Here is a 23,261-nt window from a genome sequence, read left to right as displayed (position 1 = left end):
GCCGAGCCGCATCCGGCGGTCCGGCCCTTCCCGGCGTCCGGACCTGCCGGAGCACGCCGGAGGGACGGCGCGTGCCGGGTCGGCGCGGTGGTGTGCGTGCAAGCTGGGGGAGGACACGCGCAAGATCCGGAAGGACTCCGGGAAGGACGGGAACCATGACCGAGTCAGCACGCGAGGGCATCGACATCACCCGCGTCCTCGACGCCCCGCGGGAAGGTGTCTTCGAGGCCTGGACGACGCCCGAGCACTTCGCCGCCTGGTACGGCGGGGACGCCGAGGTCCCGCTCGACCGGGTGTCGATGGACGTCCGGCCCGGCGGGGCCTGGAGCCTGGTCATCGTGGTGCCGGGTACCGAGATGCCCTTCCACGGGGTCTACCGGGAGGTGGTCGCCCCCGAGCGGCTGGCCTTCACGCTGAAGGACGCCACCGCGCCTGCCGACACCGAGGGCGAGACCGTCACCGTCACCTTCACCGATCGCGGCGACAAGTCCACCGAAATGGTCTTCACGCAGCGCGGCGGCAACCTCACGGCCGAGCAGTACGCGGCGGCCGAGGACGGCTGGGACGCCTTCTTCGACGCGCTCGTGACCCGGCTGGCCTCTCTCTGAACCGCCCCGGCCACCGGTCCGCCGGGCAACTGGCCGAGGGGCCTGGCAGCGGTCGCCCACCCGGTGACCGGCGGGGTGACCGAGGGACTGACGGCCCGGCCTCCCGCCGGACGACCGCGGTCCGACGACACGACCTCGCCGAACGCGGCGAGCGACTCGGTCCCGGGTGTGGCAAGGCACTGCCGTCGTCCACCGTCTCCCGGCCGGACGCGCCGGGAGACGGTGGCCTCAGGCCGTCAGCGGCAGTGCCGCCAGCTCGGCGATCAGCCAGGTCAGCGGGGCGAAGACGACCAGCAGGGCGACGGCGCGCAGCGCCGTCGCGAACCGCAGGGCCGAGACCGGGGCGCCGAGCCGCAGCACCGCCTGCGTCGTCCGGGTGCGGTCCTGCCTCGCTTCCAGCGCCGAGGTCAGCAGCGTCGCCGTCGTACAGCCGAGGACGAGCACCGCGCCGAGCGCGGTGAGCGGGCCGAAGGGGCGCGGGTCCGTTCCGTACAGCACGTAGGCGGCGATCATGGCGGAGAGGACGGCACAGACCACTCCGAGCGGCCCGCCGATCCGGCGCGCCTCGTCCATCAGCACCCGGCCGGCCAGCAGGCGCACGGCGCCGGGGCGCACGGCCTGCAGCAGCCGCCCGCAGTGATACGCCAGGCCGGGGCCGGCCATGGCCAGTCCGATCGCCGTCAGCGTCCACCCCGCCAGCACTCCGGCCGGGGTGGCGTCCAGCCTGCCGGGGAGCGGGAGCAGGCTCCGCCCCGTGCCGCCGCTCATGTACGCCTCGACGGCGAGACCGACCGCGGTCAGCGCCACCCCCCACGGCAGCCCGGTCGGGGGCGTCGCCGGAGCGGCCGGCTCGGCCTCCGGCGGGATCTCCGCGGAGGCGCCCTCGTCCCCGGCCGCCGTCGCGACCGGCCGGGTGCGCAGCGCCAGCCCGCTCGCCGTCGCCGCGGCCACCGGGACCAGGGCCAGCAGTACGAGCACGGCCGCGAGCGGCAGCGGGGCGTCCGCGTCGAGCATCCCGGCCGCCGCGCCGTCGAACGGCAGCCCGGACAGATCACCGCGCAGATGCAGGAAGAGCAGCAGCGCCACCATGGACCCGAGCGTGCAGGAGACGGCGGTGGAGACCGCGGCGAGCACGGTGAGCCGCACCGGTCCGAGGCCCACGGCGGACAGTCCGGTGCGCGGCCGGCTACTCGGGTCGGTACGGGCCACCGCGACCGCGAACTGCACGGTGGCGGCCAGCGGGACGAAGCACCACAGCAGCCGCAGCACGGCCCCGGTGGAGTGCGCGGGGTGCGCCGACGCGTAGCCCAGGGCGCCCAGCAGCAGGAAGCCGACTCCGGCGGAGGCGGCCGCGACCAGCAGCCGCCGCATCAGGACCAGTGGGTGGGAACCCCGGGCTAGACGGAGAGCGAGCACGCCGCGCGGCCCTCCGCATCGGATACGGCGGGCAGGGCGACGGTGGTGACGCGGCGACCGTCCAGCAGCGGGACCGTGCGGTCGGCGAGTGCGGCGACCTCCGCGTCATGGGTGGCGAGCACGATGGTGATGCCGTGCGAACGGGCCGCGCTGGTGAGGGTGCGCAGCACATGGGTCCGGTCGGTGCGGTGCAGGGTCGCGGTCGGCTCGTCGGCGAAGATCACCGCGGGTGAGGCGGCCAGCGCGCGGGCCACGGCGATCCGCTGGCGTTGTCCCTGGGGCAGTGTGTGCGGTCGCTTCTTGGCGCACCCGCCGATGTCCAGCCGCTCCAGCCACTCCAGGCCCGTCCGCTTCGCCTCCCGGTGCGAGGCGCCGCGCAGCAGCAGCGGAAGAGCCACGTTCTCCCAGGTGTTCAGCTCCGGCACCAGCTGGGGCTCGGGGGCGATCCAGCCGAACTTGTCGCGGCGCAGTCGCTCGCGCAGCCGGGGGCCCATGGTGTGGACGGGGACGCTGTTGAACCACACCTCGCCCTGCTGGGGCACCAGTTGACCGGAGAGGCAGTGCAGCAGGGTGGTCTTGCCACTGCCCCGAGGGCCGGTCACGGCGAGGATCTCACCGTCCCGGACATCCACGGAGACTCCGCCGAGCGCGGGTGAGCCGTTGTGGGAGTGCTGCAGGGAACGTGCCCAGATCACGTCGTTGTCCGGCGGGGCCACCATGGCGTACACCTCGGTTCAGATCGTAATTCCCGTCCCCCGTACGGGGGAACGAAGAGGGGGCCGATCGGTCACTCGGCACCGTAGGGATTCGAACCGCGGTGTGGGCACAGCACACGGCCCGGATGCACCCCTTCCCACTCGAATGGGCTCATCCGGGCCGTGTGGACCGTATGAAACGACCGGCGGAGGCCGGTCACGTGGTGGTCAAGCGAGGGTCAAGCCCCAGGGGCCGTCCGGTCGCTCACGGCCGGACGGCCCCCGGTCCGCCGACAGGCGGCCGGGCCGTCGACCGGATGCTCGATCCGTGGTCGGACAGCCGGTCGTAGCGTCGGTCAGAGCTTGGTCCACGCCTCGGTGAGGACGGTCCGCAGAATGCCCTCGATCTCGTCGAACGTCGACTGGTCCGAGACCAGCGGCGGCGCGAGCTGGACGACCGGGTCGCCGCGGTCGTCGGCCCGGCAGTACAGGCCGTTGTCGTAGAGCGCCTTGGAGAGGAAGCCGTACAGGACGCGCTCGGTCTCCTCGTCGGTGAAGGTCTCCTTGGTGGCCTTGTCCTTCACCAGCTCGATGCCGTAGAAGAAGCCGTTGCCGCGGACGTCGCCGACGATGGGCAGGTCGAGCAGCTTCTGCAGCGTCGTGAAGAAGGCGTTCTCGTTGTCCAGGACGTGCTGGTTGAGACCCTCGCGCTCGAAGATGTCGAGGTTGGCGAGGCCCACCGCCGCGGAGACCGGGTGGCCACCGAAGGTGTAGCCGTGCAGGAAGGTGTTGTCACCCTCGTAGAACGGCGCGGCGATGCGGTCCGAGACGATGCAGGCACCGATCGGGGAGTAGCCCGAGGTCATGCCCTTGGCGCAGGTGATCATGTCCGGCACGTAGCCGAACTTGTCACAGGCGAACATCGTGCCCAGACGGCCGAAGGCGCAGATGACCTCGTCGGAGACGAGCAGCACATCGTACTTGTCGCAGATCTCGCGCACGCGCTGGAAGTATCCGGGCGGCGGCGGGAAGCAGCCACCGGCGTTCTGCACCGGCTCCAGGAAGACCGCGGCGACGGTCTCCGGGCCCTCGAAGAGGATCTCCTGCTCGATCTGGTCGGCGGCCCAGCGGCCGAAGGCCTCGGGGTCGTCGCCGTGGATCGGGGCGCGGTAGATGTTGGTGTTCGGCACCTTGTGCGCGCCGGGGACCAGCGGCTCGAAGGGGGCCTTCAGGGCCGGCAGGCCGGTGATCGACAGGGCGCCCTGCGGGGTGCCGTGGTAGGCGACCGCACGCGAGATGACCTTGTACTTGGTGGGCTTGCCCTGGAGCTTGAAGTACTGCTTGGCCAGCTTCCAGGCGGTCTCCACGGCCTCGCCGCCACCGGTGGTGAAGAAGACCTTGTTGAGGTCGCCCGGCGCGTAGTCGGCGAGGCGCTCGGCCAGCTCGACGGCCTTCGGGTGGGCGTAGGACCAGACCGGGAAGAAGCCCAGCTCCTGCCCCTGCTTGTACGCCGCCTCGGCGAGCTCGTGACGGCCGTGACCGGCGTTGACCACGAACAGGCCCGACAGGCCGTCGAGGTAGCGCTTGCCTGCGTCGTCGTAGATGTAGGTGCCCTCGCCACGCACGATGGTGGGAACGGGCGCGTTCTCGTAGTCCGACATGCGGGTGAAATGCATCCACAGGTGGTCGTACGCGGTTCGGCTGAGGTCCTTGCTCACGGCTATCGGGTTCCCCACATATAGGTCTGCTTCTTGAGCTTCAGGTACACAAAGCTCTCGGTGGAGCGCACGCCGGGGATGGCCCGGATGCGTTTGTTGATCGTTTCCAGCAGGTGGTCGTCGTCCTCGCAGACGATCTCCACCATCAGATCGAAGGAGCCCGCGGTCATCACCACGTACTCGCATTCGGTCATGGCCGACAGCGCCTCGGCGACGGGATCGAGGTCGCCGTCGACATTGATGCCCACCATCGCCTGCCGCCGGAATCCCACGGTGAGCGGGTCCGTGACGGCGACGATCTGCATCACGCCCTGGTCGAGCAGCTTCTGAACGCGCTGCCGCACGGCCGCCTCGGAGAGGCCGACGGCCTTGCCGATCGCGGCGTACGGACGGCGTCCGTCCTCCTGGAGCTGCTCGATGATTGCGAGGGACACGGCATCGACCGCTGGGGACGATCCGTTCCCTGTCCTGGAGTCTGCGCTGCGACTGGCCACGCACTCACTCTGCACTGGGACTCGTCTGTCTGGCAACCCCAAATCGATGAAATTCGTTGTCTGAGGGTCTTGATCTCACTGAATCCGAAGTTCACGGCGGGTAGGCATGTCGAAAGCGACACCGGAGCGACTACGCTGGTCATCTCATCCACTGGACGTGTCGACAGGAGGGGTGGTTGTGACCACCGAGGTGCGCCGTCTGCGCAACTACATCAACGGAGAATTCCGGGACGCCGCTGACGGGCGGACCATCGACGTGGTCAACCCGGTGACGGAGGAGGTCTACGCGACCTCGCCGCTCTCCGGCCAGGCCGATGTCGATGCCGCGATGGACGCCGCCGCGGCCGCCTTCCCCGCCTGGCGGGACGCCACGCCCGCCGAGCGCCAGAAGGCCCTGCTGAAGATCGCGGACGCCTTCGAGGAGCGCGCCGAGGACCTCATCGCCGCCGAGTCGGAGAACACGGGCAAGCCGATCGAGCTGACCCGTACCGAAGAGATCCCGCCGATGGTGGACCAGATCCGCTTCTTCGCGGGCGCCGCGCGCATGCTCGAAGGCCGCTCGGCCGGCGAGTACATGGAGGGCCTCACCTCCATCGTCCGCCGCGAGCCCGTCGGCGTCTGCGCGCAGGTCGCGCCGTGGAACTACCCGATGATGATGGCCGTCTGGAAGTTCGCCCCGGCGCTCGCCGCGGGCAACACCGTCGTCATCAAGCCGTCCGACACCACCCCGGCGTCGACCGTGCTGATCGCCGAGATCATCGGCCAGATCCTCCCCAAGGGCGTCTTCAACGTCATCTGCGGCGACCGCGACACCGGCCGCGCGATGGTCGAGCACGCGACCCCGGCGATGGCCTCCATCACCGGTTCGGTACGGGCCGGCATGCAGGTCGCCGAGTCCGCCGCCAAGGACGTCAAGCGGGTCCACCTGGAGCTCGGCGGCAAGGCCCCGGTCGTCGTGTTCGAGGACACCGACATCGCCAAGGCCGTCGAGGGCATCTCCGTCGCGGGCTACTTCAACGCGGGCCAGGACTGCACGGCCGCGACCCGGGTCCTGGTCCACGAGTCCATCCACGACGAGTTCGTCACCGCCCTCGCCAAGGCCGCCGCCGACACGAAGACGGGGCAGCCGGACGACGAGGACGTGCTGTACGGCCCCCTCAACAACGCCAACCAGCTGAAGCAGGTCAGCGGCTTCATCGAGCGGCTCCCCGCCCACGCCAGGGTCGAGGCGGGCGGCCACCGGGTCGGCGAGAAGGGCTACTTCTACGCCCCGACCGTCGTCTCCGGCCTCCAGCAGGACGACGAGATCATCCAGAACGAGGTCTTCGGCCCGGTCATCACCGTCCAGAAGTTCACGGACGAGGCCCAGGCGCTGGAGTACGCCAACGGCGTCGAGTACGCCCTGGCCTCCTCGGTGTGGACCAAGGACCACGCACGGGCGATGCGGATGTCCAAGAACCTCGACTTCGGCTGCGTGTGGATCAACACCCACATCCCGCTCGTCGCCGAGATGCCGCACGGCGGATTCAAGAAGTCCGGCTACGGCAAGGACCTCTCCGCGTACGGCTTCGAGGACTACACCCGAGTCAAGCACGTCATGACCTCGATCGAGGACTGACTTTCGGTCCGCTGTCGCGTACGGCCCCGGGCGCGTTCCCGGGGCCGTTCCCGTACCCCGGAACCGGCGACGGCATCGACAGGGTGTGCGGACGGAGCGGCTGCCGCTGGACGGTTGGTCCATTGCCCTCACCGCTGCTCGACCGGCATCCTGCGCAGGTGCGAGCAACCCCGAAGAACCCCATGTCCCGCCGGTCCCTGCTGCGAGCCTTCGGGGCCACGGCAGCCGGTGCCACGCTGGCCGGCTGCGGAGTGCCCGCCGCCTACGTGGCCCCCGGTGACCGCGCCGGACGCGACACCTCCGCGAGCGACCACTCCCTGCACTTCGCGAACTGGCCCCTCTACATCGACACCGATGACAAGAACGCGTCGAAGCGGCCCACCCTCGACACGTTCAGCAAACGCACCGGGATCTCCGTCACCTATACCGAGGAGATCAACGACAACGACGAGTTCTTCGGGAAGATCAGCCCGGCGCTGATGAACCACCAGGAGACCGGCCGGGACCTGATCGTCATCAGCGACTGGATGGCCGCCCGGTTCGTGCGGCTCGGCTGGGTGCAGGAGATGGACCGGGCCAAGCAGCCCAACGTCGCCAAGTACCTGGATCCGCAGCTGCGTTCGCCCGCCTTCGACAAGGGCCGCACGCACAGCGTGCCCTGGCAGTCCGGAATCACCGGCATCGCGTACAACCGCAAGAAGCTCGGCCGCGAGATCAAGCACCTGAGCGACCTGTGGGCGAACGACCTGCGCGGCAAGGTGACGCTGCTGTCCGGGCTCGACGAGTCCTTCGCCCTTCTGATGCAGGGCAACGGCGTCGACATCACCCGCTGGAAGCGGGACGACTTCTACCGGATATGCGACCAGGTGGAGAAGCTGGTGAAGACCAAGCACATCCGCCGCTTCACCGGCAACGACTACATCAAGGACCTGTCGACCGGCGATGTGCTCGCCTGCCAGGCCTACTCCGGCGACGTCATCCAGCTCCAGGCCGACAATCCGGAGATCGAGTTCGTGGTCCCCGAGGAGGGCGCCGAGCTCTGGGCGGAATCGCTCATGATCCCCAACCTCGCCCGCCACAAGCGCAACGCCGAGAAGCTCGTCGACTACTACTACGAGCCGGAGGTGGCTGCGAAGCTGGCGACCTGGGTCAACTACGTCTGCCCCGTCCCGGCCGCCCGCGAGGTGCTGGCCTCCTCCAAGGACGAGGAGACCGCCGCGCTCGCCGAGGACCCGCTGATCTTCCCCGACGACGCGATGCGCCGACGGCTGGCGATCGCCCGCGACATCACGTCCGACGAGCGCACCGAGTTCGCCAAGAAATGGAACGCCGTCGTCGGCCTCTGAGACGGACCGGGGCGGCGTAAAGAGCCGGTGAACACGGGCGTACGCTGCGGACATGAGCGAGCGAAGAGCCCTGCTGAGGCGCATACGCGTGTGGTTGGCCGTCTTTGTCGTGTGTCTGGCGCTGAGCGGGCTGACCGCCTTCCCGCTCGTCCATGAACTCCACTGGGCCGAGGACCTGTTGAGGTCCTCGGCCTCTCCGGTTCCCGAGCACTTCCCGGCCCTGATGGAGTGGATCACCCGAGTCCGCACCGGCCTCGACGAGGCCGACGCGAAGTACCCCTTCGTGCTGTACGGCACCGACTGGCTGGCCTTCGCGCACCTCGTCATCGCGGTCGCCTTCTACGGCCCCTACCGCGACCCGGTCCGCAACATCTGGGTCATCGAGTTCGGCATGATCGCCTGCGCCGGGATCATCCCCCTCGCCCTGATCTGCGGGCCGATTCGCGGCATCCCCTTCTGGTGGTCCGTCATCGACATGTCGTTCGGGGTCTTCGGGGTGATCCCGCTGCTCCTCGTGCGCCGCATGATCAAGCGGCTGGAGGCGCTGCCGCGGACGCCGGACCCGGTGCCCGAACCCGCGGCAGGGGTCTGAGTCACCCGGCCGACGGGGCGCCGAAGGCGGCCACCACGATGTTCATCGCCGTGGCGTTCATGCCCTCGCCCTTCGCGTCCGTCGCATTGACGCTGTATACGAGGGTCCTGGAGAGATCACGGGTGGCCGCGACGGCCGTGTTGTAGCCCCAGCGGCCACCCGTCTTGCCCCAGACCTTGCGCCCGCCCAGCTTCATCACAGACAGGCCCACGCTGTACGCGGCCGGGTCGCCCGTGCCGTACTCGCGCACCGATGCTCCGGGCAGCGTGAACATCTCCTCCAACAGCGGCCCGCGCACCACTTGCCCGCGGAACAGCGCCCGGGTGAAGTGCTCCAGGTCGGCGGTGGTGGAGATCAGGTCACCCGCCGCCCAGGCGTCCGTCGCCCCCCACACCGACACATCGCGCAGCTCACCGGTCCCGCCGGTACCGGTGAAGATCTGGTAGCCGTGGTTGTACGTGCCGCGGATCGTCGGGTCGGTGCCGGGGAAGTACGTGTCCTTCAGGTGCAGAGGCTTCAGGATGCGGCGGGAGACCTCCCCCGCGTAGGTGTGGCCGGTGACCTTCTCGATCAGCAGGCCCGCCACGGTGTAGCCGATGTTGTCGTAGTGCTGCCGCGTACCGGGCGCGAAGTCCGGCTCGTGGGACGTGGCTTCGCGTACCGTGTCCGCCGCGTCGTGCAGGTCGAAGCGGTGCGCGTACCACTCGTCCAGGGTGTCGCCGCCGGAGCCGACGGACGGGATGCCGCTGGTGTGGTTCAGCAGCTGGCGCACCGTGACCTTCCGATAGCTCGCCGGGATCAGCTCCGGCAGGTAGTGCCGGGCCGGCCGGTTCAGATCGAGCTTCCCCGCGCCTGCCAACTGGAGCACGACGGCGGCAGTGAAGACCTTGGTGACAGAACCGGCCCGGAAGCGGCCGTCGGGGTCCGCCGGACGGCCCGACGGGAGGTTGCGCACACCGGAGCTTCCCCGCCAGCTTCCCGCGGTGCCTGCGACCCGCACCAGCGCGGCCGTGGCATCGGCCCTCGGGAGCCCGGCGATCGCCCCCCGCAGAGCCTCGGCGTCCGGGGCCTGCCGGGTGGTCGCGGCGGCGGCCGCCGGGGCATGGCCCGCCGCGAGCGCGGGTCCGGCCGGGCCGGCGGCCATGCCGAGGACCAGAGCGGCTGCGACGACGGTGCGGGAAGTGCGGGCGTTCATGTCGGTGCCTCCTGGGCATGGAATCCGTAACTGCTGCCGGAACCCATCCTGTTGAAACGCGGGACCCCGGCGGATCACCCGGCCGAGCGGTCCTCGCCGGGCGCTCTTCTCACCTGCGCGAGGGAGGCGGCGGGAGACCGTCCCTCCGGCGAGGGAGTGACGACACCGCACTCGTACGCGCAGATGACCGCCTGGATCCGGTCGCGCAGCCCCAGCTTGGACAGCACATTGCCGACATGGGTCTTCACCGTGTGCTCACTGACGACCAGCGCGGCCGCGATCTCCGCGTTCGACAGACCATGGGCCAGGTGCAGCAGGGTTTCGCGTTCGCGCGCGGTCAGCACGTCGAGGCGCGCCGACGGTGGTGCGGCCGGGGCCGCCGGACGCGAGGTGTAGTCGGCGATCAGCCGACGGGCCACCGAGGGCGCCAGCAGCGAGTCCCCGGCGGCCACCACCCGTACCGCATGCACCAGATCGTCGCGGCGGACGTCCTTGAGGAGGAACCCGCTCGCCCCCGCGTGCAGCGCCTCGTAGACGTACTCGTCCGAGTCGAAGGTGGTGAGCATGACCGTCCGGCAGCCGGTCTCCGCGCAGATGGTCCGGCACGCCTCGATGCCGTCCGTGCCGGGCATCCGGATGTCGAGCAGTGCCACGTCGGGCGCCAGCCGGCGTACCGCGTCGACCGCCTCGGCGCCGTCACCCGCCTCGGCCACCACCTCGATGTCCGGCTGCGCGTCCAGGATCATCGCGAAGCCGCTGCGCACCAGCTCCTGGTCGTCGGCCACCACCACACGGATCGTCAACGTGTCACTCCTGTATGCGTGCCCGACTGAGGAATCGTCACCCTGACCCGGAACCCCCGGCCCTCCGGACCGGGGCCGGTGACGGCGGTACCGCCGTGTGCTGCCGCGCGTTCCCGGATGCCGATCAAGCCCATGCCGGTGCCGTTCCCGGAACCGCGGCCGTCATCGGTGATGGTGAGGGTGAGCGCCTGTGCTCCGTACGCCAATTGCACGCAGACCGTTTCGGCGGCCGCGTGTCTGACGACGTTTGTCAGCGCCTCCTGCACGATCCGGTGGACGGTGGTCTCGACAGCCGGACCGAGCGGCCGGGCCGCGCCGGTGACTTCGTACGGGATCTCCAGACCGCTGCCGCGCACCCGCTCGATGAGTCCGGGCAGTTCGGCCAACGAGGGCTGAGGCCGACGCGGCGCATCCGGCGGGCTCTCGTTCTCACGCAGCACGCCCAGCATCCGGCGCAGCTGCGTCATGGCGTCGCGGCCGGTCTCCGAGATCGCGTCGAAGGCCGCCTCGGCGCGTTCCGGCGCGGTACGGACCGCCACCGGTCCGGCCTCCGCCTGCACGATCATCAGGCTCACCGCGTGCGACAGGATGTCGTGCATCTCCCGGGCGATCCTGGCCCGTTCGCGGGCCGCCGCCTGCTCGGCCTCGATCCGGTGGGTCAGCTCCAGCTGCCGGGCCCGGTCCTCCACCGCGTTGAGATAGGCCTCGCGCGTCACGGTGAACCGGCCGAATGCGTAGGCGGCGGAGAACACGAAGAGGGAGAAGAACAGCTCCCGGGCCTCACTGCTTTCGAGTCCGACCGAGAACACCACCGACACGGTCGTGAGCACCCGGATCGCGAGCCGTTTCAGCGGCGAGGAGAGTTCGGCCACCGTGTAGAAGGCCACGAGGCCGGAGTACGGAAGCGGCTGGCCCGGACCGTCGACGGCGAACTTGTACAGGCCACCGGCTGCGAGCACGGCGAGCAGGACCGCGACCGGCGCCCGCCGCCGGGCCACCAGTGGCAGCACGGTCAGCGTGGTCAGTCCGTACGCCGCCCACGTCGCTTCCGGCAGCTCCGGGGCGCGTGGGACGACGAACGGCATGGTCACCGCGGCCTGCACCAGCAGCGCGACGGTGAGGTCGACGGCCCGGGGACCGACGCTGCGTGGCCCCCGGGCGCAGTCCCGCATCCCCCGTATGCCCACTACGGCTTCCGGGCCACCGCGCCGAACTGGGCGACCTCAGCCGCGCCGGGCTCCGCGCGCCAGCGCGCGCAGGACACGATGCCCGGCTCCACGAGTTCGAGCCCGGTCAGGAACGAGGCGAACTCCGACCGGCTGCGCGCGGTGATCGCAGGGGTGGCGTTCTCGTTCCAGAACCGCATCGCCGCCTCGTTGCCCTCGCCGCCCAGTTCCAGCGTGGGATGGGTCAGTACCAGATGGCTGCCGGACGGCATCGCGTCCATCAGCTTCCGCACGATGTCCCGCGCTTCGCCGGTGTCGAGGACGAAGTTGAGGATGCCGAGCAGCATGACCGCGACCGGCTTCTTCAGGTCCAGCGTCGGCTCGACGGCCCACAGGATCTCCTCCGGGCGGTGGGCGTCCGCGTCGATGTACTCGGTCGCGCCCTCGGGCGAGCTGGTGAGCAGCGCGCGGGCGTGCGCCAGCACGATCGGGTCGTTGTCGACGTAGACGACGCGGGAGTCGGGCGCGGTGTGCTGGGCGACCTCGTGCGTGTTGTCGGCGGTCGGCAGGCCGGTGCCGATGTCCAGGAACTGGCCGATCCCGGCCTCCCCGGCCAGATACCGGACGGCTCGTCCCAGGAACGCCCGGTCGGCGCGCGCCACTTCGCCGATGCTCGGATACATGCCGGTGACCTGGTCGCCGACCGCACGGTCCACGGGGTAGTTGTCCTTGCCGCCGAGCCAGTGGTTCCAGACCCGCGCGTTGTGGGCGATGTCGGAACGGATGCGGTCGGGGGCGGGGGTGGTGTGCTCTTCGGTCACGTCTCTGCTCCTCTGGCTGCGGGCGCCTGGCATCACGGCGGATGCGGCGCGGTCCATGATGCCGGACCGATCAAGCGGGGCCGGTGGCCGAGGAGTTGCCGAGGACCGCGCGCAGGGCGTCGATCCGGTTGGTGGTGATCGAGTCGACCCCCTGGCGGACGAGGCGGCGCATGGTGCGCCTGGTGTCGACGGTCCAGACCGAGACCAGCAGCCCGTCCGCGTGGAGACGGTCCGTCAGCTCGCGGTCCACCAGACCGAACCGGTAGTTCAGCCACCGCGGCCTGACCGCGTCGAGCAGCACGGCGCGCGGCGGCGCGAGCGTCGTCCAGGTCAGGGCGATCTCGGCGGAAGGGTCGGCGGCGCGCACCCGCAGCATGGCATCGGCGCCCGCGCAGTAGTACGCCCGCTCGCCGGCCCCGCACTCGCGCACCACAGCGACGGCCCTGCGCACGGAGTCGTCGGTGGAGTGGGGCAGATCGACCATGACGCGGTGCGCCCCGGCGGCGAGCAGCGCCTCGCGCAGTGTGGGCACACCGCCCCGGGTCAGCTCGTCGAGCTCCTTGTGGGTCAGCCCGTCGAGCCGCAGGTCGTGGCCCCACAGCCGCTTCAGTGTGGCGTCGTGCAACAGCACCGGCACGCCGTCGCGGGTGACCCGGACATCGACCTCGACCGCGTCCGCCCCCCGTTCGAGAGCGGAGCGGATCGAAGGGAGCGTGTTCTCGCGGACACGATAGGGATCCCCGCGGTGGGCTACGGCGGTGACAGTGGTGGCCATGGGGCCATTGTCACCACCGGGGTCAGCGGCCCGCGCGTTCCAGCCAGTTCGCCGTGTACGTGTCGATCTCGGCGGCCAGGGTCCGCTTGCCGGCCGCGTCGAGGTACGACGCCTCGACCGCGTTCTTCGCCAGCGCCGCGAGACCGCGCTCGTCCAGGCCGAGGAGGCGGGCGGCCACGCCGTACTCGTTGTTGAGGTCCGTGCCGAACATCGGCGGGTCGTCACTGTTGATGGTGACCAGGACCCCGGCTTCCACCATCTCCTTGACGGGGTGCCGCTCGATATCGGTCACCGCGCGGGTCGCGATGTTCGAGGTCGGGCAGACCTCCAGCGGGATGCGGTGCTCGGCGAGGTGGGCCAACAGCTTCGGGTCCTGGACGGAGTTGGTGCCGTGGCCGATGCGCTCGGCGCGCAGATGGGTCAGCGCGTCCCAGACGGTCTGCGGCCCGGTCGTCTCCCCGGCGTGCGGCACGGAGTGCAGGCCCTCGGCGATGGCCCGGTCGAAGTAGGGCTTGAACTGCGGGCGTTCCACGCCGACCTCCGGACCGCCGAGCCCGAACGAGACGAGACCCTCGGGCCGCAGGTCCACGGCGAGCCGGGTGGTCTCCTCGGCCGATTCGAGCCCGGCCTCGCCGGGAATGTCGAAGCACCAGCGCAGGACGACCCCGAGCTCGGCCTCGGCGGCCTTGCGGGCGTCCTCTATCGCCTCCATGAACCCCTGCTCCGGGATGCCGCGCCGGGTCGAGCTGAACGGGGTGACGGTCAGCTCCGCGTAACGGATGTTCTGCCGGGCCATGTCACGGGCGACCTCGAAGGTCAGCAGCCGGACGTCCTCCGGGGTGCGGATCAGGTCCACGACGGAGAGGTACACGTCGATGAAGTGACCGAAGTCGGTGAAGGTGAAGTAGTCGGCCAGCGCCTCGGGGTCGGTGGGCACTTTGGAGTCGGGGTGGTGCGCGGCCAGCTCGGCGACGATACGGGGCGAGGCCGAGCCGACGTGGTGGACGTGCAGTTCGGCCTTGGGCAGCCCCGCGATGAACGGGTGCAGATCGGGCATCGGATTCTCCGGAGGCGTGGGCGGTGCGGGTGCCGGCACGGTCGGCCGGGCAGCGGACGGGGATCATCGTAGGCCGGGGCCTGCGGAGCGCGGACTGGCCGTAGCATGACGGGACCACGATGGGGGAGGCCCATGTCAGACAACACAGAGCAGCCCGCGGGCGGGGCCGCGCCGCGCGATCCGTGGGCTCCGCCGGACAGCAGGGTGCCACTGGAGAAGCCGGCCGGCGATCCCCGGCCGCCTGCTGTGCACGATCAGCGGACGGTGACGTCGATGCCGGGCGTCGGGGACAGCCCCGCACCGGCCGCGGCACCGGGATTCGGCGCACCGGAGCAGACCGGGCCGGTGCCCGGCCCGGGCCCCGCGTTCGGCGCCGGGGAGGTACCGCCACCGCCCGTCGCACCGAACGGACCGGGCCAGCCGGCCCCGCCGGTCGCGGGGCAGTACGGCTACCCGGCCGCACCGGCCCCGCAGTACGGCGGCTACCCGGGCTACCCCGGCTACGGCCAGACGGCCTGGGGCGGCCCGGCGCCCGCGAACGGCCTCGGCATCGCCGCGATGGTGCTCGGCATCATCGCGGTCGCGGGGTTCTGCATGTGGGGCCTGGGGGTCATTGTCGGTGTCCTCGCGCTGATCTTCGGCATCATCGGCCGCGGTCGGGTCAGGCGGAACGAGGCGACCAACGGCGGCATGGCGCTCGCCGGAATCATCCTCGGATCGATCGGGATCGTCATCAGCGGGGCGTTCCTCGCACTCATGATCTGGGGCATAGCGAGCGGCGACTTCGAGGAGGGCGGCACGACCGGCGACCAGACCGTCTACGAGGAGCCCTACGCGTCGTAGCCGTCGGTGTATCGCACCCTGTAGTAACGGCAGCAGTCCCCACCCGAGGGCCGGGTGGTCCGGAGTCCGGACCACCCGGCCCTCGGGCATCCGGCCGGCTCATGCGGCGCGCAGCTGTGCCCGCGCGTCCATCAACGCGAAGCCCAGCAGATTCAGCCCCCGCCAGGTCGCCGGATTCTCCGCACGCGGGTCGTCCGCCGCCAGCCCTATGCCCCAGATCCGGTCCATGGGGCTCGCCTCGACCAGGACCCGGTCCCCGGTGTTCAGCAGGAACTCCCGCAGCTCCGGATCGCCGCCGAACTTGTGGACGCTGCCGGCCACCACCAGGCCGTACCGCTCGCGCACCCACACCGCCTCGTCGAAACCCCGGACCAGCCGCCCCACCTTCTTCGCCTGGGCCGGGCTCTTCGCCGACACCGCCCGCTCCTGCGACTCCGCGTCGCCGAAGAGCCGTGCCTTGGAGGCCATCATCCAGTGCTCGGCCGAGGCGTACGTCACGCCGTCGACCGTGAAGGGCGCCGGCCACCACTGACTGAGGCAGCTCGCACCGATGCGGCCGTCGGGCCGCGGGCGGTGCCCCCAGAAGCGCAGATACTTCACCTTCTCGCCGCGCCCGGTCCGCGCCAGGAGATCGTCCATGTGTTCCATGACACGCGAGTCTGGCATCCGCCACGGACACTCCGTACGGGGAATTCCGCGCCGACGCGACACATGGTCGAAGGATTCCGTTGCGTAACCAAAAGGCAACAACGGAATCACTTGTTGGGGTCGATCCCCTCTGTCAGGATCGGCACTCAAATCGAGTAGAGACTACGCCGCCCCGCATTCCGGGGAACGCGGCGGAGGAGAGCGTCATGGGCAACGGCATCCAGGTGCGGGACCGCTTCGCGGACGGCGCACAATACATCGGCGGAAAGCTGCGGTCCGGTACATCGGGACGTCACCACGACGTGGTGAACCCGGCAACGGGCGAGACCGTCTACACCTACGAGCTGGCGGGCACCGCCGACGTCGACGCGGCGGTCGCCGCCGCACGCGAGGCCTTCCCCGGCTGGTCGGGCGCGACTCCGGCCGAGCGGGCCGAGGCGATGCACCGCTTCGCCGCCGTCCTCGCCGAGCAGGCCGACGACTTCGCGTACGTCGAGTCCCTCCAGTGCGGCAAGCCGATCAAGCTCTCCACCGAGTTCGACGTGCCCGGCACCGTCGACAACACCTCTTTCTTCGCGGGCGCCGCCCGCCATCTGGAGGGCAAGTCGGCCGCCGAGTACGACGGCGACCACACCTCGTACGTACGCCGTGAGGCGATCGGCGTCATCGGCTCCATCGCGCCCTGGAACTACCCGCTCCAGATGGCCGCCTGGAAGGTCCTCCCGGCCGTCGCCGCGGGCAACACGATCGTGTTGAAGCCCGCCGAGATCACCCCGCTCACCTCGCTGATGTTCGCCCAGGCGGCCACCGCGGCAGGCATCCCGGACGGTGTGATCAACATCGTCACCGGCGCGGGCAAGGACGCCGGGGAGCATCTCGTCGGCCACCCGGACGTCGTCATGACCTCGTTCACCGGCTCCACCGCCGTCGGCAAGCGGGTCGCGGAGATCGCCACCTCCACCGTCAAGCGGCTCCACCTCGAACTCGGCGGCAAGGCCCCCTTCGTGGTCTTCGACGACGCCGACCTCGATGCCGCCGTGCACGGAGCGGTCGCCGGAGCGCTCATCAACACCGGCCAGGACTGCACCGCCGCCACCCGCGCCTACGTCCAGCGCCCGCTGTACGACGCCTTCGTGCAGGGCGTCGCCGCGCTGATGGAGACCGTCCGGCTCGGCGACCCCTTCGACCCGTCGACCGACCTCGGCCCGCTGATCAGCCACGCCCAGCGGGACCGGGTCGCCGGATTCGTCGAGCGCGCCCGCGCGTACGCCACCGTCGTGACCGGTGGCGAGGCCCCGGGCGGCGCGCTGGCGGACGGTGCCTACTACCGGCCGACCCTGGTCGCGGGAGCCGCCCAGGACAGCGAGATCGTCCAGTCAGAGATCTTCGGCCCGGTCCTGGTCGTGCTGCCCTTCGACACGGACGACGAGGGCATCCGCCTCGCCAACGACACCCCCTACGGACTCGCCGCGTCTGCCTGGAGCCGCGATCTGTACCGGGCGAACCGCGCCACGCGTGAGATCAAGGCCGGCTGCGTCTGGGTCAACGACCACATTCCGATCATCAGCGAGATGCCGCACGGCGGATACAAGGCCAGCGGCTTCGGCAAGGACATGTCGTCGTACTCCTTCGAGGAGTACACGCAGATCAAGCACGTCATGTACGACAACACCGCGGTCGCCCGCAAGGACTGGCACCGCACGATCTTCGGGGACCGATAACCCGGCCGACCCCGGCCACACCCACCCGAAAGGGCAACGCGCATGGAGCAGTACGAGCCCGAGCGCCTCTCCGCGGCCCAGCTGGCCGCGATGCGGCGCAGCCTGACCAGTGGCCGGGGCGCCCTGACCCGCCGATCGCTGCTTCGCGCCTCCGGCCTGGGGGCGCTCGCGATCGGCGGGCTGGGCACGCTGAGCGCCTGCGGCATCCCGCCCGCGAAGCGGGAGGGGGATGCCGCGGCGGCCTCGGACGACCACTCGGCCCAGGAGAAGCAGGTCAACTTCTCCAACTGGACCGAGTACATGGACGTCACCGACGACGGCAAGCACCGGCCCACCCTGGAGGCGTTCACCGAGCGCACCGGGATCCAGGTCAAGTACACCGAGGACATCAACGACAACGTCGAGTTCTTCGGCAAGATCAAGCCGCAGCTCGCGGCCGGCCAGGACACCGGCCGCGATCTCATCTGCGTCACCGACTGGCTGGCCGCCCGCATCGTCCGCCTCGGCTGGGCGCAGAAGCTCGACCCCTCGAACCTGCCGCACGCCTACGCCAACCTCTCGGGCCAGTTCCGCTCCCCGGACTGGGACCCCGGCCGCGCCCACTCGTACCCCTGGGCGGGCATCCCCACCGTCATCGCCTACAACTCCAAGGCGACCGGGGGCCGCAAGGTCGACTCCGTCAGCCAGCTGCTCGACGACCCGAAGCTCAAGGGGCGCGTCAGCTTCCTCTCGGAGATGCGCGACTCCATCGGGATGACCCTGCTCGACATGGGCAAGGACCCCGGCCATTTCACCGACGCCGACTACGACGCCGCGATCGGCCGGCTCCAGAAGGGCGTCGACAAGAACCAGATCCGGCGCTTCACCGGCAACGACTACACGGCCGACCTCGACAAGGGCGACATCGCCGCCTGCGTCGCCTGGGCGGGCGACATCATCCAGCTCCAGGCCGGCAACCCGGACATCAAGTACGCCATCCCGGCCGCCGGTTACGTCATATCCAGCGACAACCTGCTCGTCCCGGTGAAGGCCCGGCACAAGACCAACGCCGAGAAGCTCATCGACTACTACTACGAACCGCCGGTCGCCGCCAAGCTCGCCGCGTACATCAACTTCGTCTGTCCGGTCGACGGGGTCCGCGACGAACTGGCCAGGATCGACCAGGCGATGGCCGACAACGTCCTGATCCTTCCGGACAAGAAGATGGCGGCCAAGTCGCGAGCCTTCCGGTCCCTGACCGCCGAGGAGGAGACGGCGTACGAAGAGAAGTTCGCCAAGCTCATCGGCGCCTGACCACCTCGCCCTTCCTCCACGACCTCCCCTGACACCACTGGAACTGCGACCCATGACACAGCAGCAGACAGGCGGCGACGTCCGCCTCACCGGGATCAGCAAGACGTACGGCTCCTTCGCCGCCGTCCAGCCGCTCGATCTGACCGTTCCGCAGGGCTCCTTCTTCGCGCTGCTCGGCGCGTCGGGCTGCGGCAAGACCACCACCCTGCGCATGATCGCGGGCCTGGAGGAGGCGACCACCGGCACCGTCTCGCTCGGCGGCCAGGACATCACCGACCTGCCCCCGTACAAGCGGCCCGTCAACACGGTCTTCCAGAGTTATGCGCTCTTCCCGCACCTCGACATCACCGAGAACGTCGCCTTCGGCCTGCGCCGGCGCGGCATCAAATCGGTGAAGAAGCAGGTCGACGACATGCTGGAGCTCGTCCAGCTCGGTGACTTCGCCAAGCGCAAACCGCACCAGCTCTCCGGCGGCCAGCAGCAGCGCGTCGCCGTCGCCCGCGCCCTGATCAACCACCCGCAGGTGCTCCTGCTCGACGAGCCGCTCGGCGCCCTCGACCTCAAGCTGCGCCGCCAGATGCAGTTGGAGCTCAAGCGCATCCAGACCGAGGTCGGCATCACGTTCATCCATGTCACCCACGACCAGGAGGAGGCCATGACCATGGCCGACACCGTCGCGGTGATGAACGGGGGCCGGGTCGAGCAGCTGGGCGCCCCCGCCGATCTGTACGAGAACCCGAAGACGACCTTCGTCGCCAACTTCCTCGGCACGTCGAACCTGATCGAGGGCGAGATCGTCGCCGCGGACCCGGAGGTCGTCGTGGCGGTCGGCGGCGGAAAGCTGCGGCTGCCCACCGAACGATGTACGGCCCCCACCGCGAACGGCGGCAAGCTGCTGCTCGGCGTGCGCCCGGAGAAGATCTCGCTCGCGCACGCCGACGACGCGGACTCCATAGTCGACGGCCGCAACCGGGTCACCGGCCGGATCGTGGATTCCAGCTTCATCGGAGTGTCCACGCAGTACGTGGTGGAGAGCCCGGCCGGCAAGGCGCTGCAGGTCTACGAGCAGAACGTCGAGCGGGATGCCCGGCTCGCCCCCGGCGCCGAGGTGGTCCTGCACTGGAACCCGGCGCACACGTTCGGCCTGGACGCCGCTCAGGACATCGACGCCGGTGTGGAGACGGTGGAGGACGCGGCGTGACCGTCACCGAGGCGCCCCCCGCCGCGCCCACCGCCGAGCCGAAGGTGCGCAAAGCCTCCACCCGCAAGCGCCTCGTTCCTTACTGGCTGCTGCTCCCCGGCATTCTGTGGCTCGTCGTCTTCTTCGCGCTGCCGCTGATCTACCAGGCGTCGACCTCCGTACAGACCGGATCCCTGGAGAAGGGATTCGAGGTCACCTGGCACTTCCAGACGTACTGGGACGCGCTGAAGGACTACTACCCGCAGTTCGTCCGTTCCCTGCTGTACGCGGGCACCGCCACGATCCTGTGCCTGCTGCTGGGCTACCCGCTCGCGTACCTCATCGCCTTCAAGGCCGGCCGCTGGCGCAATGTCGTCCTCGTGTTGGTCATCGCGCCGTTCTTCACCAGCTTCCTGATCCGTACGCTCGCCTGGAAGACGATCCTCGCGGACGGCGGCGCGGTCGTCGACGTCCTGAACACCCTGCACATCCTGGACGTCACCAGCTGGCTCGGCTGGACCGAGTCGAACCGGGTCCTGGCCACACCGATGGCGGTGGTCTGCGGTCTCACGTACAACTTCCTGCCGTTCATGATCCTGCCGCTCTACACCTCGCTGGAGCGGATCGACGGCAGACTGCACGAGGCGGCCGGCGATCTGTACGCCACGCCCGCCACCACCTTCCGCAAGGTGACCTTCCCGCTCTCCATGCCGGGTGTCGTCTCCGGAACGCTGCTGACGTTCATCCCGGCCAGCGGCGACTACGTCAACGCGGAACTGCTGGGCTCCACCGACACCAAGATGGTCGGCAGCGTCATCCAGACCCAGTTCCTGCGCGTCCTCGACTATCCGACGGCGGCCGCGCTCTCCTTCATCCTCATGGCGGTCGTCCTGATCATGGTCACCGTCTACATCCGCCGCTCCGGGACGGAGGACCTGGTCTGATGCCCGTACTGCGCTGGATCCGCCGGAATCTGATCGTCATCGCGGGTCTGCTGACCCTCGCCTACATGATCCTTCCGAACATCGTCGTGATGGTGTTCTCGTTCAACAAGCCGAAGGGGCGCTTCAACTACGCCTGGCAGCACTTCTCGCTTGACGCCTGGAAGGACCCCTGCGGCGTCGCCGACATGTGCGGCTCGCTCTCCCTGTCCCTGCAGATCGCCACCTGGGCCACCATCGGCGCGACCGTCCTCGGCACGATGATCTCCTTCGCGCTGGTCCGCTACCGCTTCCGGGCGCGCGGCGCGATCAACTCGCTGATCTTCCTGCCGATGGCGATGCCCGAGGTCGTCATGGCGGCCTCGCTGCTCACGCTCTTCCTCAACATGGGCGCGCAGCTGGGCTTCTGGACGATCCTCATCGCGCACATCATGTTCTGCCTGAGCTTTGTCGTGACGGCCGTCAAGGCACGTGTGATGTCGATGGACCCGCGCCTGGAGGAGGCCGCCCGCGATCTGTACGCGGGTCCCGTGCAGACCTTCCTGCGGGTGACGCTGCCGATCGCCGCCCCCGGAATCGCGGCGGGAGCGCTGCTGGCCTTCGCGCTCTCCTTCGACGATTTCATCATCACCAATTTCAACGCGGGCTCCACCGTGACCTTCCCCATGTTCGTCTGGGGATCGGCACAGCGCGGCACGCCCGTGCAGATCAACGTCATCGGTACGGCGATGTTCATCATTGCGGTACTGGTGGTTGTCGTCGGTCAGCTCATCGCGAACCGGCGCAAGAACACCGCACGATAGAAAGCCCTGAAGGAGTTGGAAACCATGGCCCCAGCTGCCATGCGTACTGCTGCACAATCACTCTCCGACGCCAAGCCGGTCTCGTTCTGGCTGGACGACCCCGACAAGCCCGACGCGCTCCCCGCGCTCACTGGCGACGAGCACTGCGATCTCCTCGTCATCGGCGGCGGCTACAGCGGGCTGTGGACCGCGCTGATCGCCAAGGAACGCGACCCGGAGCGGGACGTCGTACTGATCGAGGGTCACGAGGTGGGCTGGGCAGCCTCGGGCCGCAACGGCGGATTCTGTGCCGCTTCCCTCACCCATGGCCTGCCCAACGGTCTGGAGCGCTGGCCGGACGAGATCGCGAAGCTGGAGGAGCTGGGCGAACGGAATCTCGACGCCATCGAGGCCGCCGTCGCCCGCTATTCCATCGACTGCGAATTCGAGCGGACCGGCGAAATCGATGTCGCCACCCAACCGCATCAGCTCGAAGAGCTCCAGGAATGGCACCAGGAGGCCGAAAAGCTCGGCTTCACCGGGCTGGAATTCCTGGACCGGGACGCGGTGCGTGCCGAGGTCGACTCACCCACATTCCTGGGCGGTCTCTGGGACCGGCGCGGGGTCGCCATGCTGCATCCCGCCAAGCTGGCCTGGGGCCTGAAGCGGGCCTGTCTCGATCTCGGGGTGCGGATGTACGAGCACACCCGCGGCCTCGAACTGGCCAGGTCCACCACCTCGATGGCGGTCCGCACGCCGTACGGGAGGGTCTTCGCACGCCGTGTCGCCCTCGGCACGAACATCTTTCCGTCCCTGGTCAAGCGGGTACGCCCGTACACCGTGCCGGTCTACGACTACGCGCTGATGACCGAACCGCTCACCGCCGACCAGCTCGCCTCGATCGGCTGGAAGAACCGGCAGGGGCTGGGTGACAGCGCCAATCAGTTCCACTACTTCCGGATCTCGGCCGACAACCGGATCCTGTGGGGCGGCTATGACGCGATCTATCCGTACGGGGGCCGGCTGAGTGCCGATCTCGATCAGCGTCCGGAGACCTTCCTCAAGCTCGCGGGCCAGTTCTTCGACTGTTTCCCGCAGCTCGCCGGGGTCCGCTTCAGTCACGCCTGGGGCGGGGCGATCGACACCTGTTCGCGCTTTTCGGCATTCTTCGGTACGGCCTATCAGGGCCGGGTCGCCTATGCCGCCGGATACACCGGGCTCGGCGTCGGAGCCACCCGTTTCGGGGCGGATGTGATGCTCGATCTGCTGGCCGGCGAACAGAATGAGCGGACCACTCTGGAAATGGTCCGCAGCAAGCCGATGCCCTTCCCGCCGGAACCCTTCGCCTGGACCGGGATCGAACTCACCAAGAGGTCCCTGGCCAGGGCGGACGACAACGGCGGGCACCGCAACCTGTGGCTGCGGACGATGGACCGGCTGGGGCTCGGCTTCGACAGCTGAGCACGGACCGGTGTGATGTGACCCGGGTCACTGCCAACTGGTGGCCCGAAGTTGCGTAATGGATCACCGCCACCCCTCTCTCCCGTGT

22 protein-coding genes are annotated in these 23,261 nt (G+C 69.7%); 11 read left to right on the top strand and 11 right to left on the bottom strand.

The window, feature by feature from the left end; all coding sequences use genetic code 11:
• Positions 1-155: 155 nt before the first annotated feature.
• Entirely contained in the window at positions 156-608 is a 453-nt protein-coding gene (locus ABZ826_RS25320; RefSeq protein WP_361452521.1) for an SRPBCC domain-containing protein, read from the top strand.
• Positions 609-836: 228 nt separating this feature from the next.
• Here ABZ826_RS25320 and ABZ826_RS25315 read toward each other — a convergent pair whose 3' ends face one another.
• From ABZ826_RS25315 to ABZ826_RS25300, 4 genes are all read right to left on the bottom strand, one after another.
• Complete coding sequence (locus tag ABZ826_RS25315; RefSeq protein ID WP_361452518.1) at positions 837-2,024, bottom strand: hypothetical protein; 1,188 nt, start codon at positions 2,022-2,024, stop codon at positions 837-839.
• Positions 2,006-2,743, bottom strand: a complete 738-nt coding sequence (locus ABZ826_RS25310) for an ATP-binding cassette domain-containing protein (protein ID WP_361452515.1) — start codon at positions 2,741-2,743, stop codon at positions 2,006-2,008. Before ABZ826_RS25310 ends, ABZ826_RS25315 begins: the two co-directional genes overlap by 19 nt.
• A 332-nt stretch (positions 2,744-3,075) precedes the next feature.
• Positions 3,076-4,455, bottom strand: coding sequence for an aspartate aminotransferase family protein (locus tag ABZ826_RS25305; protein WP_361452512.1), 1,380 nt, complete (start codon positions 4,453-4,455; stop codon positions 3,076-3,078).
• Positions 4,440-4,931, bottom strand: coding sequence for an Lrp/AsnC family transcriptional regulator (locus ABZ826_RS25300; protein ID WP_361452509.1), 492 nt, complete (start codon positions 4,929-4,931; stop codon positions 4,440-4,442). The genes ABZ826_RS25305 and ABZ826_RS25300 overlap by 16 nt, the downstream gene beginning before the upstream one ends.
• A gap of 178 nt (positions 4,932-5,109) precedes the next feature.
• On the opposite strand from ABZ826_RS25300, the gene ABZ826_RS25295 reads away from it, so the two are divergent.
• The 3 genes from ABZ826_RS25295 to ABZ826_RS25285 all read left to right on the top strand — a co-directional run bounded on the left by ABZ826_RS25295 (position 5,110) and on the right by ABZ826_RS25285 (position 8,487).
• Positions 5,110-6,549, top strand: coding sequence for a gamma-aminobutyraldehyde dehydrogenase (locus ABZ826_RS25295; RefSeq protein WP_361452506.1), 1,440 nt, complete (start codon positions 5,110-5,112; stop codon positions 6,547-6,549).
• 182 nt (positions 6,550-6,731) lie between these two features.
• The gene (locus tag ABZ826_RS25290; RefSeq protein WP_361452620.1) at positions 6,732-7,895 is read left to right on the top strand and encodes a spermidine/putrescine ABC transporter substrate-binding protein; all 1,164 of its coding nucleotides are present in this window, start codon (positions 6,732-6,734) and stop codon (positions 7,893-7,895) included.
• Between the two features lie 52 nt (positions 7,896-7,947).
• Entirely contained in the window at positions 7,948-8,487 is a 540-nt protein-coding gene (locus tag ABZ826_RS25285; RefSeq protein ID WP_361452503.1) for a hypothetical protein, read from the top strand.
• 1 nt (position 8,488) lies between these two features.
• Here the strand turns inward: ABZ826_RS25285 and ABZ826_RS25280 are convergent, their stop codons facing one another.
• The 6 genes from ABZ826_RS25280 to ABZ826_RS25255 all read right to left on the bottom strand — a co-directional run bounded on the left by ABZ826_RS25280 (position 8,489) and on the right by ABZ826_RS25255 (position 14,304).
• Positions 8,489-9,682 (bottom strand): serine hydrolase domain-containing protein, encoded by a 1,194-nt coding sequence (locus ABZ826_RS25280; RefSeq protein WP_361452500.1) that lies wholly within the window; start codon positions 9,680-9,682, stop codon positions 8,489-8,491.
• Between the two features lie 74 nt (positions 9,683-9,756).
• Positions 9,757-10,485, bottom strand: a complete 729-nt coding sequence (locus ABZ826_RS25275; protein WP_361452498.1) for a response regulator transcription factor — start codon at positions 10,483-10,485, stop codon at positions 9,757-9,759.
• Complete coding sequence (locus ABZ826_RS25270; RefSeq protein WP_361452496.1) at positions 10,482-11,657, bottom strand: histidine kinase; 1,176 nt, start codon at positions 11,655-11,657, stop codon at positions 10,482-10,484. The genes ABZ826_RS25275 and ABZ826_RS25270 overlap by 4 nt, the downstream gene beginning before the upstream one ends.
• A 14-nt stretch (positions 11,658-11,671) precedes the next feature.
• Positions 11,672-12,472 carry an SAM-dependent methyltransferase gene (locus ABZ826_RS25265; protein WP_361452493.1) on the bottom strand — a complete coding sequence of 267 codons (801 nt, stop codon included), beginning with the start codon at positions 12,470-12,472 and terminating at the stop codon, positions 11,672-11,674.
• 70 nt (positions 12,473-12,542) lie between these two features.
• Positions 12,543-13,247 carry a glycerophosphodiester phosphodiesterase gene (locus ABZ826_RS25260; RefSeq protein WP_361452490.1) on the bottom strand — a complete coding sequence of 235 codons (705 nt, stop codon included), beginning with the start codon at positions 13,245-13,247 and terminating at the stop codon, positions 12,543-12,545.
• Positions 13,248-13,269: 22 nt separating this feature from the next.
• Positions 13,270-14,304, bottom strand: coding sequence for an adenosine deaminase (locus tag ABZ826_RS25255; protein ID WP_361452487.1), 1,035 nt, complete (start codon positions 14,302-14,304; stop codon positions 13,270-13,272).
• Between the two features lie 132 nt (positions 14,305-14,436).
• Between ABZ826_RS25255 and ABZ826_RS25250 the strand changes: the two genes are divergently transcribed.
• Positions 14,437-15,147, top strand: coding sequence for a DUF4190 domain-containing protein (locus ABZ826_RS25250; RefSeq protein WP_361452484.1), 711 nt, complete (start codon positions 14,437-14,439; stop codon positions 15,145-15,147).
• 99 nt (positions 15,148-15,246) lie between these two features.
• Here ABZ826_RS25250 and ABZ826_RS25245 read toward each other — a convergent pair whose 3' ends face one another.
• On the bottom strand, positions 15,247-15,795 hold the full coding sequence (locus ABZ826_RS25245; protein ID WP_361452481.1) for an NADAR family protein: 549 nt from the start codon (positions 15,793-15,795) through the stop codon (positions 15,247-15,249).
• Positions 15,796-16,001: 206 nt separating this feature from the next.
• On the opposite strand from ABZ826_RS25245, the gene ABZ826_RS25240 reads away from it, so the two are divergent.
• From ABZ826_RS25240 to ABZ826_RS25215, 6 genes are read left to right on the top strand one after another with little or no spacing between them, the layout of a single operon-like run.
• The gene (locus ABZ826_RS25240) at positions 16,002-17,516 is read left to right on the top strand and encodes a gamma-aminobutyraldehyde dehydrogenase (protein ID WP_361452478.1); all 1,515 of its coding nucleotides are present in this window, start codon (positions 16,002-16,004) and stop codon (positions 17,514-17,516) included.
• A gap of 42 nt (positions 17,517-17,558) precedes the next feature.
• Entirely contained in the window at positions 17,559-18,809 is a 1,251-nt protein-coding gene (locus ABZ826_RS25235) for a spermidine/putrescine ABC transporter substrate-binding protein (protein ID WP_361452475.1), read from the top strand.
• Positions 18,810-18,861: 52 nt separating this feature from the next.
• Positions 18,862-20,010, top strand: a complete 1,149-nt coding sequence (locus ABZ826_RS25230; RefSeq protein ID WP_361452472.1) for an ABC transporter ATP-binding protein — start codon at positions 18,862-18,864, stop codon at positions 20,008-20,010.
• A complete protein-coding gene (locus tag ABZ826_RS25225) occupies positions 20,007-20,933 on the top strand; it encodes an ABC transporter permease (protein WP_361452469.1) in 927 nt (308 codons plus the stop codon). The genes ABZ826_RS25230 and ABZ826_RS25225 overlap by 4 nt, the downstream gene beginning before the upstream one ends.
• Positions 20,933-21,733 carry an ABC transporter permease gene (locus tag ABZ826_RS25220; RefSeq protein WP_361452466.1) on the top strand — a complete coding sequence of 267 codons (801 nt, stop codon included), beginning with the start codon at positions 20,933-20,935 and terminating at the stop codon, positions 21,731-21,733. The genes ABZ826_RS25225 and ABZ826_RS25220 overlap by 1 nt, the downstream gene beginning before the upstream one ends.
• 24 nt (positions 21,734-21,757) lie before the next feature.
• Positions 21,758-23,173, top strand: a complete 1,416-nt coding sequence (locus tag ABZ826_RS25215) for an FAD-dependent oxidoreductase (RefSeq protein ID WP_361452463.1) — start codon at positions 21,758-21,760, stop codon at positions 23,171-23,173.
• Positions 23,174-23,261 lie beyond the last annotated feature (88 nt).

Source organism: Streptomyces sp. NPDC047515, assembly GCF_040643055.1.
GTDB lineage: Bacteria > Actinomycetota > Actinomycetes > Streptomycetales > Streptomycetaceae > Streptomyces.
The sequence above is the reverse complement of the archived record's forward strand: the minus strand, read 5'-3'. Positions and strand labels throughout refer to the sequence as shown.

Bases quoted from the DNA above. Each gene is read 5' to 3' on its own strand.
- ABZ826_RS25320 (WP_361452521.1), top strand. From the start codon at position 156: ATGACCGAGTCAGCACGCGAGGGCATCGACATCACCCGCGTCCTCGAC.
- ABZ826_RS25310 (WP_361452515.1), bottom strand. From the start codon at position 2,743: ATGGTGGCCCCGCCGGACAACGACGTGATCTGGGCACGTTCCCTGCAG.
- ABZ826_RS25290 (WP_361452620.1), top strand. From the start codon at position 6,732: ATGTCCCGCCGGTCCCTGCTGCGAGCCTTCGGGGCCACGGCAGCCGGT.
- ABZ826_RS25285 (WP_361452503.1), top strand. From the start codon at position 7,948: ATGAGCGAGCGAAGAGCCCTGCTGAGGCGCATACGCGTGTGGTTGGCC.
- ABZ826_RS25280 (WP_361452500.1), bottom strand. From the start codon at position 9,682: ATGAACGCCCGCACTTCCCGCACCGTCGTCGCAGCCGCTCTGGTCCTC.
- ABZ826_RS25270 (WP_361452496.1), bottom strand. From the start codon at position 11,657: ATGCGGGACTGCGCCCGGGGGCCACGCAGCGTCGGTCCCCGGGCCGTC.
- ABZ826_RS25260 (WP_361452490.1), bottom strand. From the start codon at position 13,247: ATGGCCACCACTGTCACCGCCGTAGCCCACCGCGGGGATCCCTATCGT.
- ABZ826_RS25255 (WP_361452487.1), bottom strand. From the start codon at position 14,304: ATGCCCGATCTGCACCCGTTCATCGCGGGGCTGCCCAAGGCCGAACTG.
- ABZ826_RS25250 (WP_361452484.1), top strand. From the start codon at position 14,437: ATGTCAGACAACACAGAGCAGCCCGCGGGCGGGGCCGCGCCGCGCGAT.
- ABZ826_RS25245 (WP_361452481.1), bottom strand. From the start codon at position 15,795: ATGGAACACATGGACGATCTCCTGGCGCGGACCGGGCGCGGCGAGAAG.
- ABZ826_RS25240 (WP_361452478.1), top strand. From the start codon at position 16,002: ATGGGCAACGGCATCCAGGTGCGGGACCGCTTCGCGGACGGCGCACAA.
- ABZ826_RS25235 (WP_361452475.1), top strand. From the start codon at position 17,559: ATGGAGCAGTACGAGCCCGAGCGCCTCTCCGCGGCCCAGCTGGCCGCG.
- ABZ826_RS25230 (WP_361452472.1), top strand. From the start codon at position 18,862: ATGACACAGCAGCAGACAGGCGGCGACGTCCGCCTCACCGGGATCAGC.
- ABZ826_RS25220 (WP_361452466.1), top strand. From the start codon at position 20,933: ATGCCCGTACTGCGCTGGATCCGCCGGAATCTGATCGTCATCGCGGGT.
- ABZ826_RS25215 (WP_361452463.1), top strand. From the start codon at position 21,758: ATGGCCCCAGCTGCCATGCGTACTGCTGCACAATCACTCTCCGACGCC.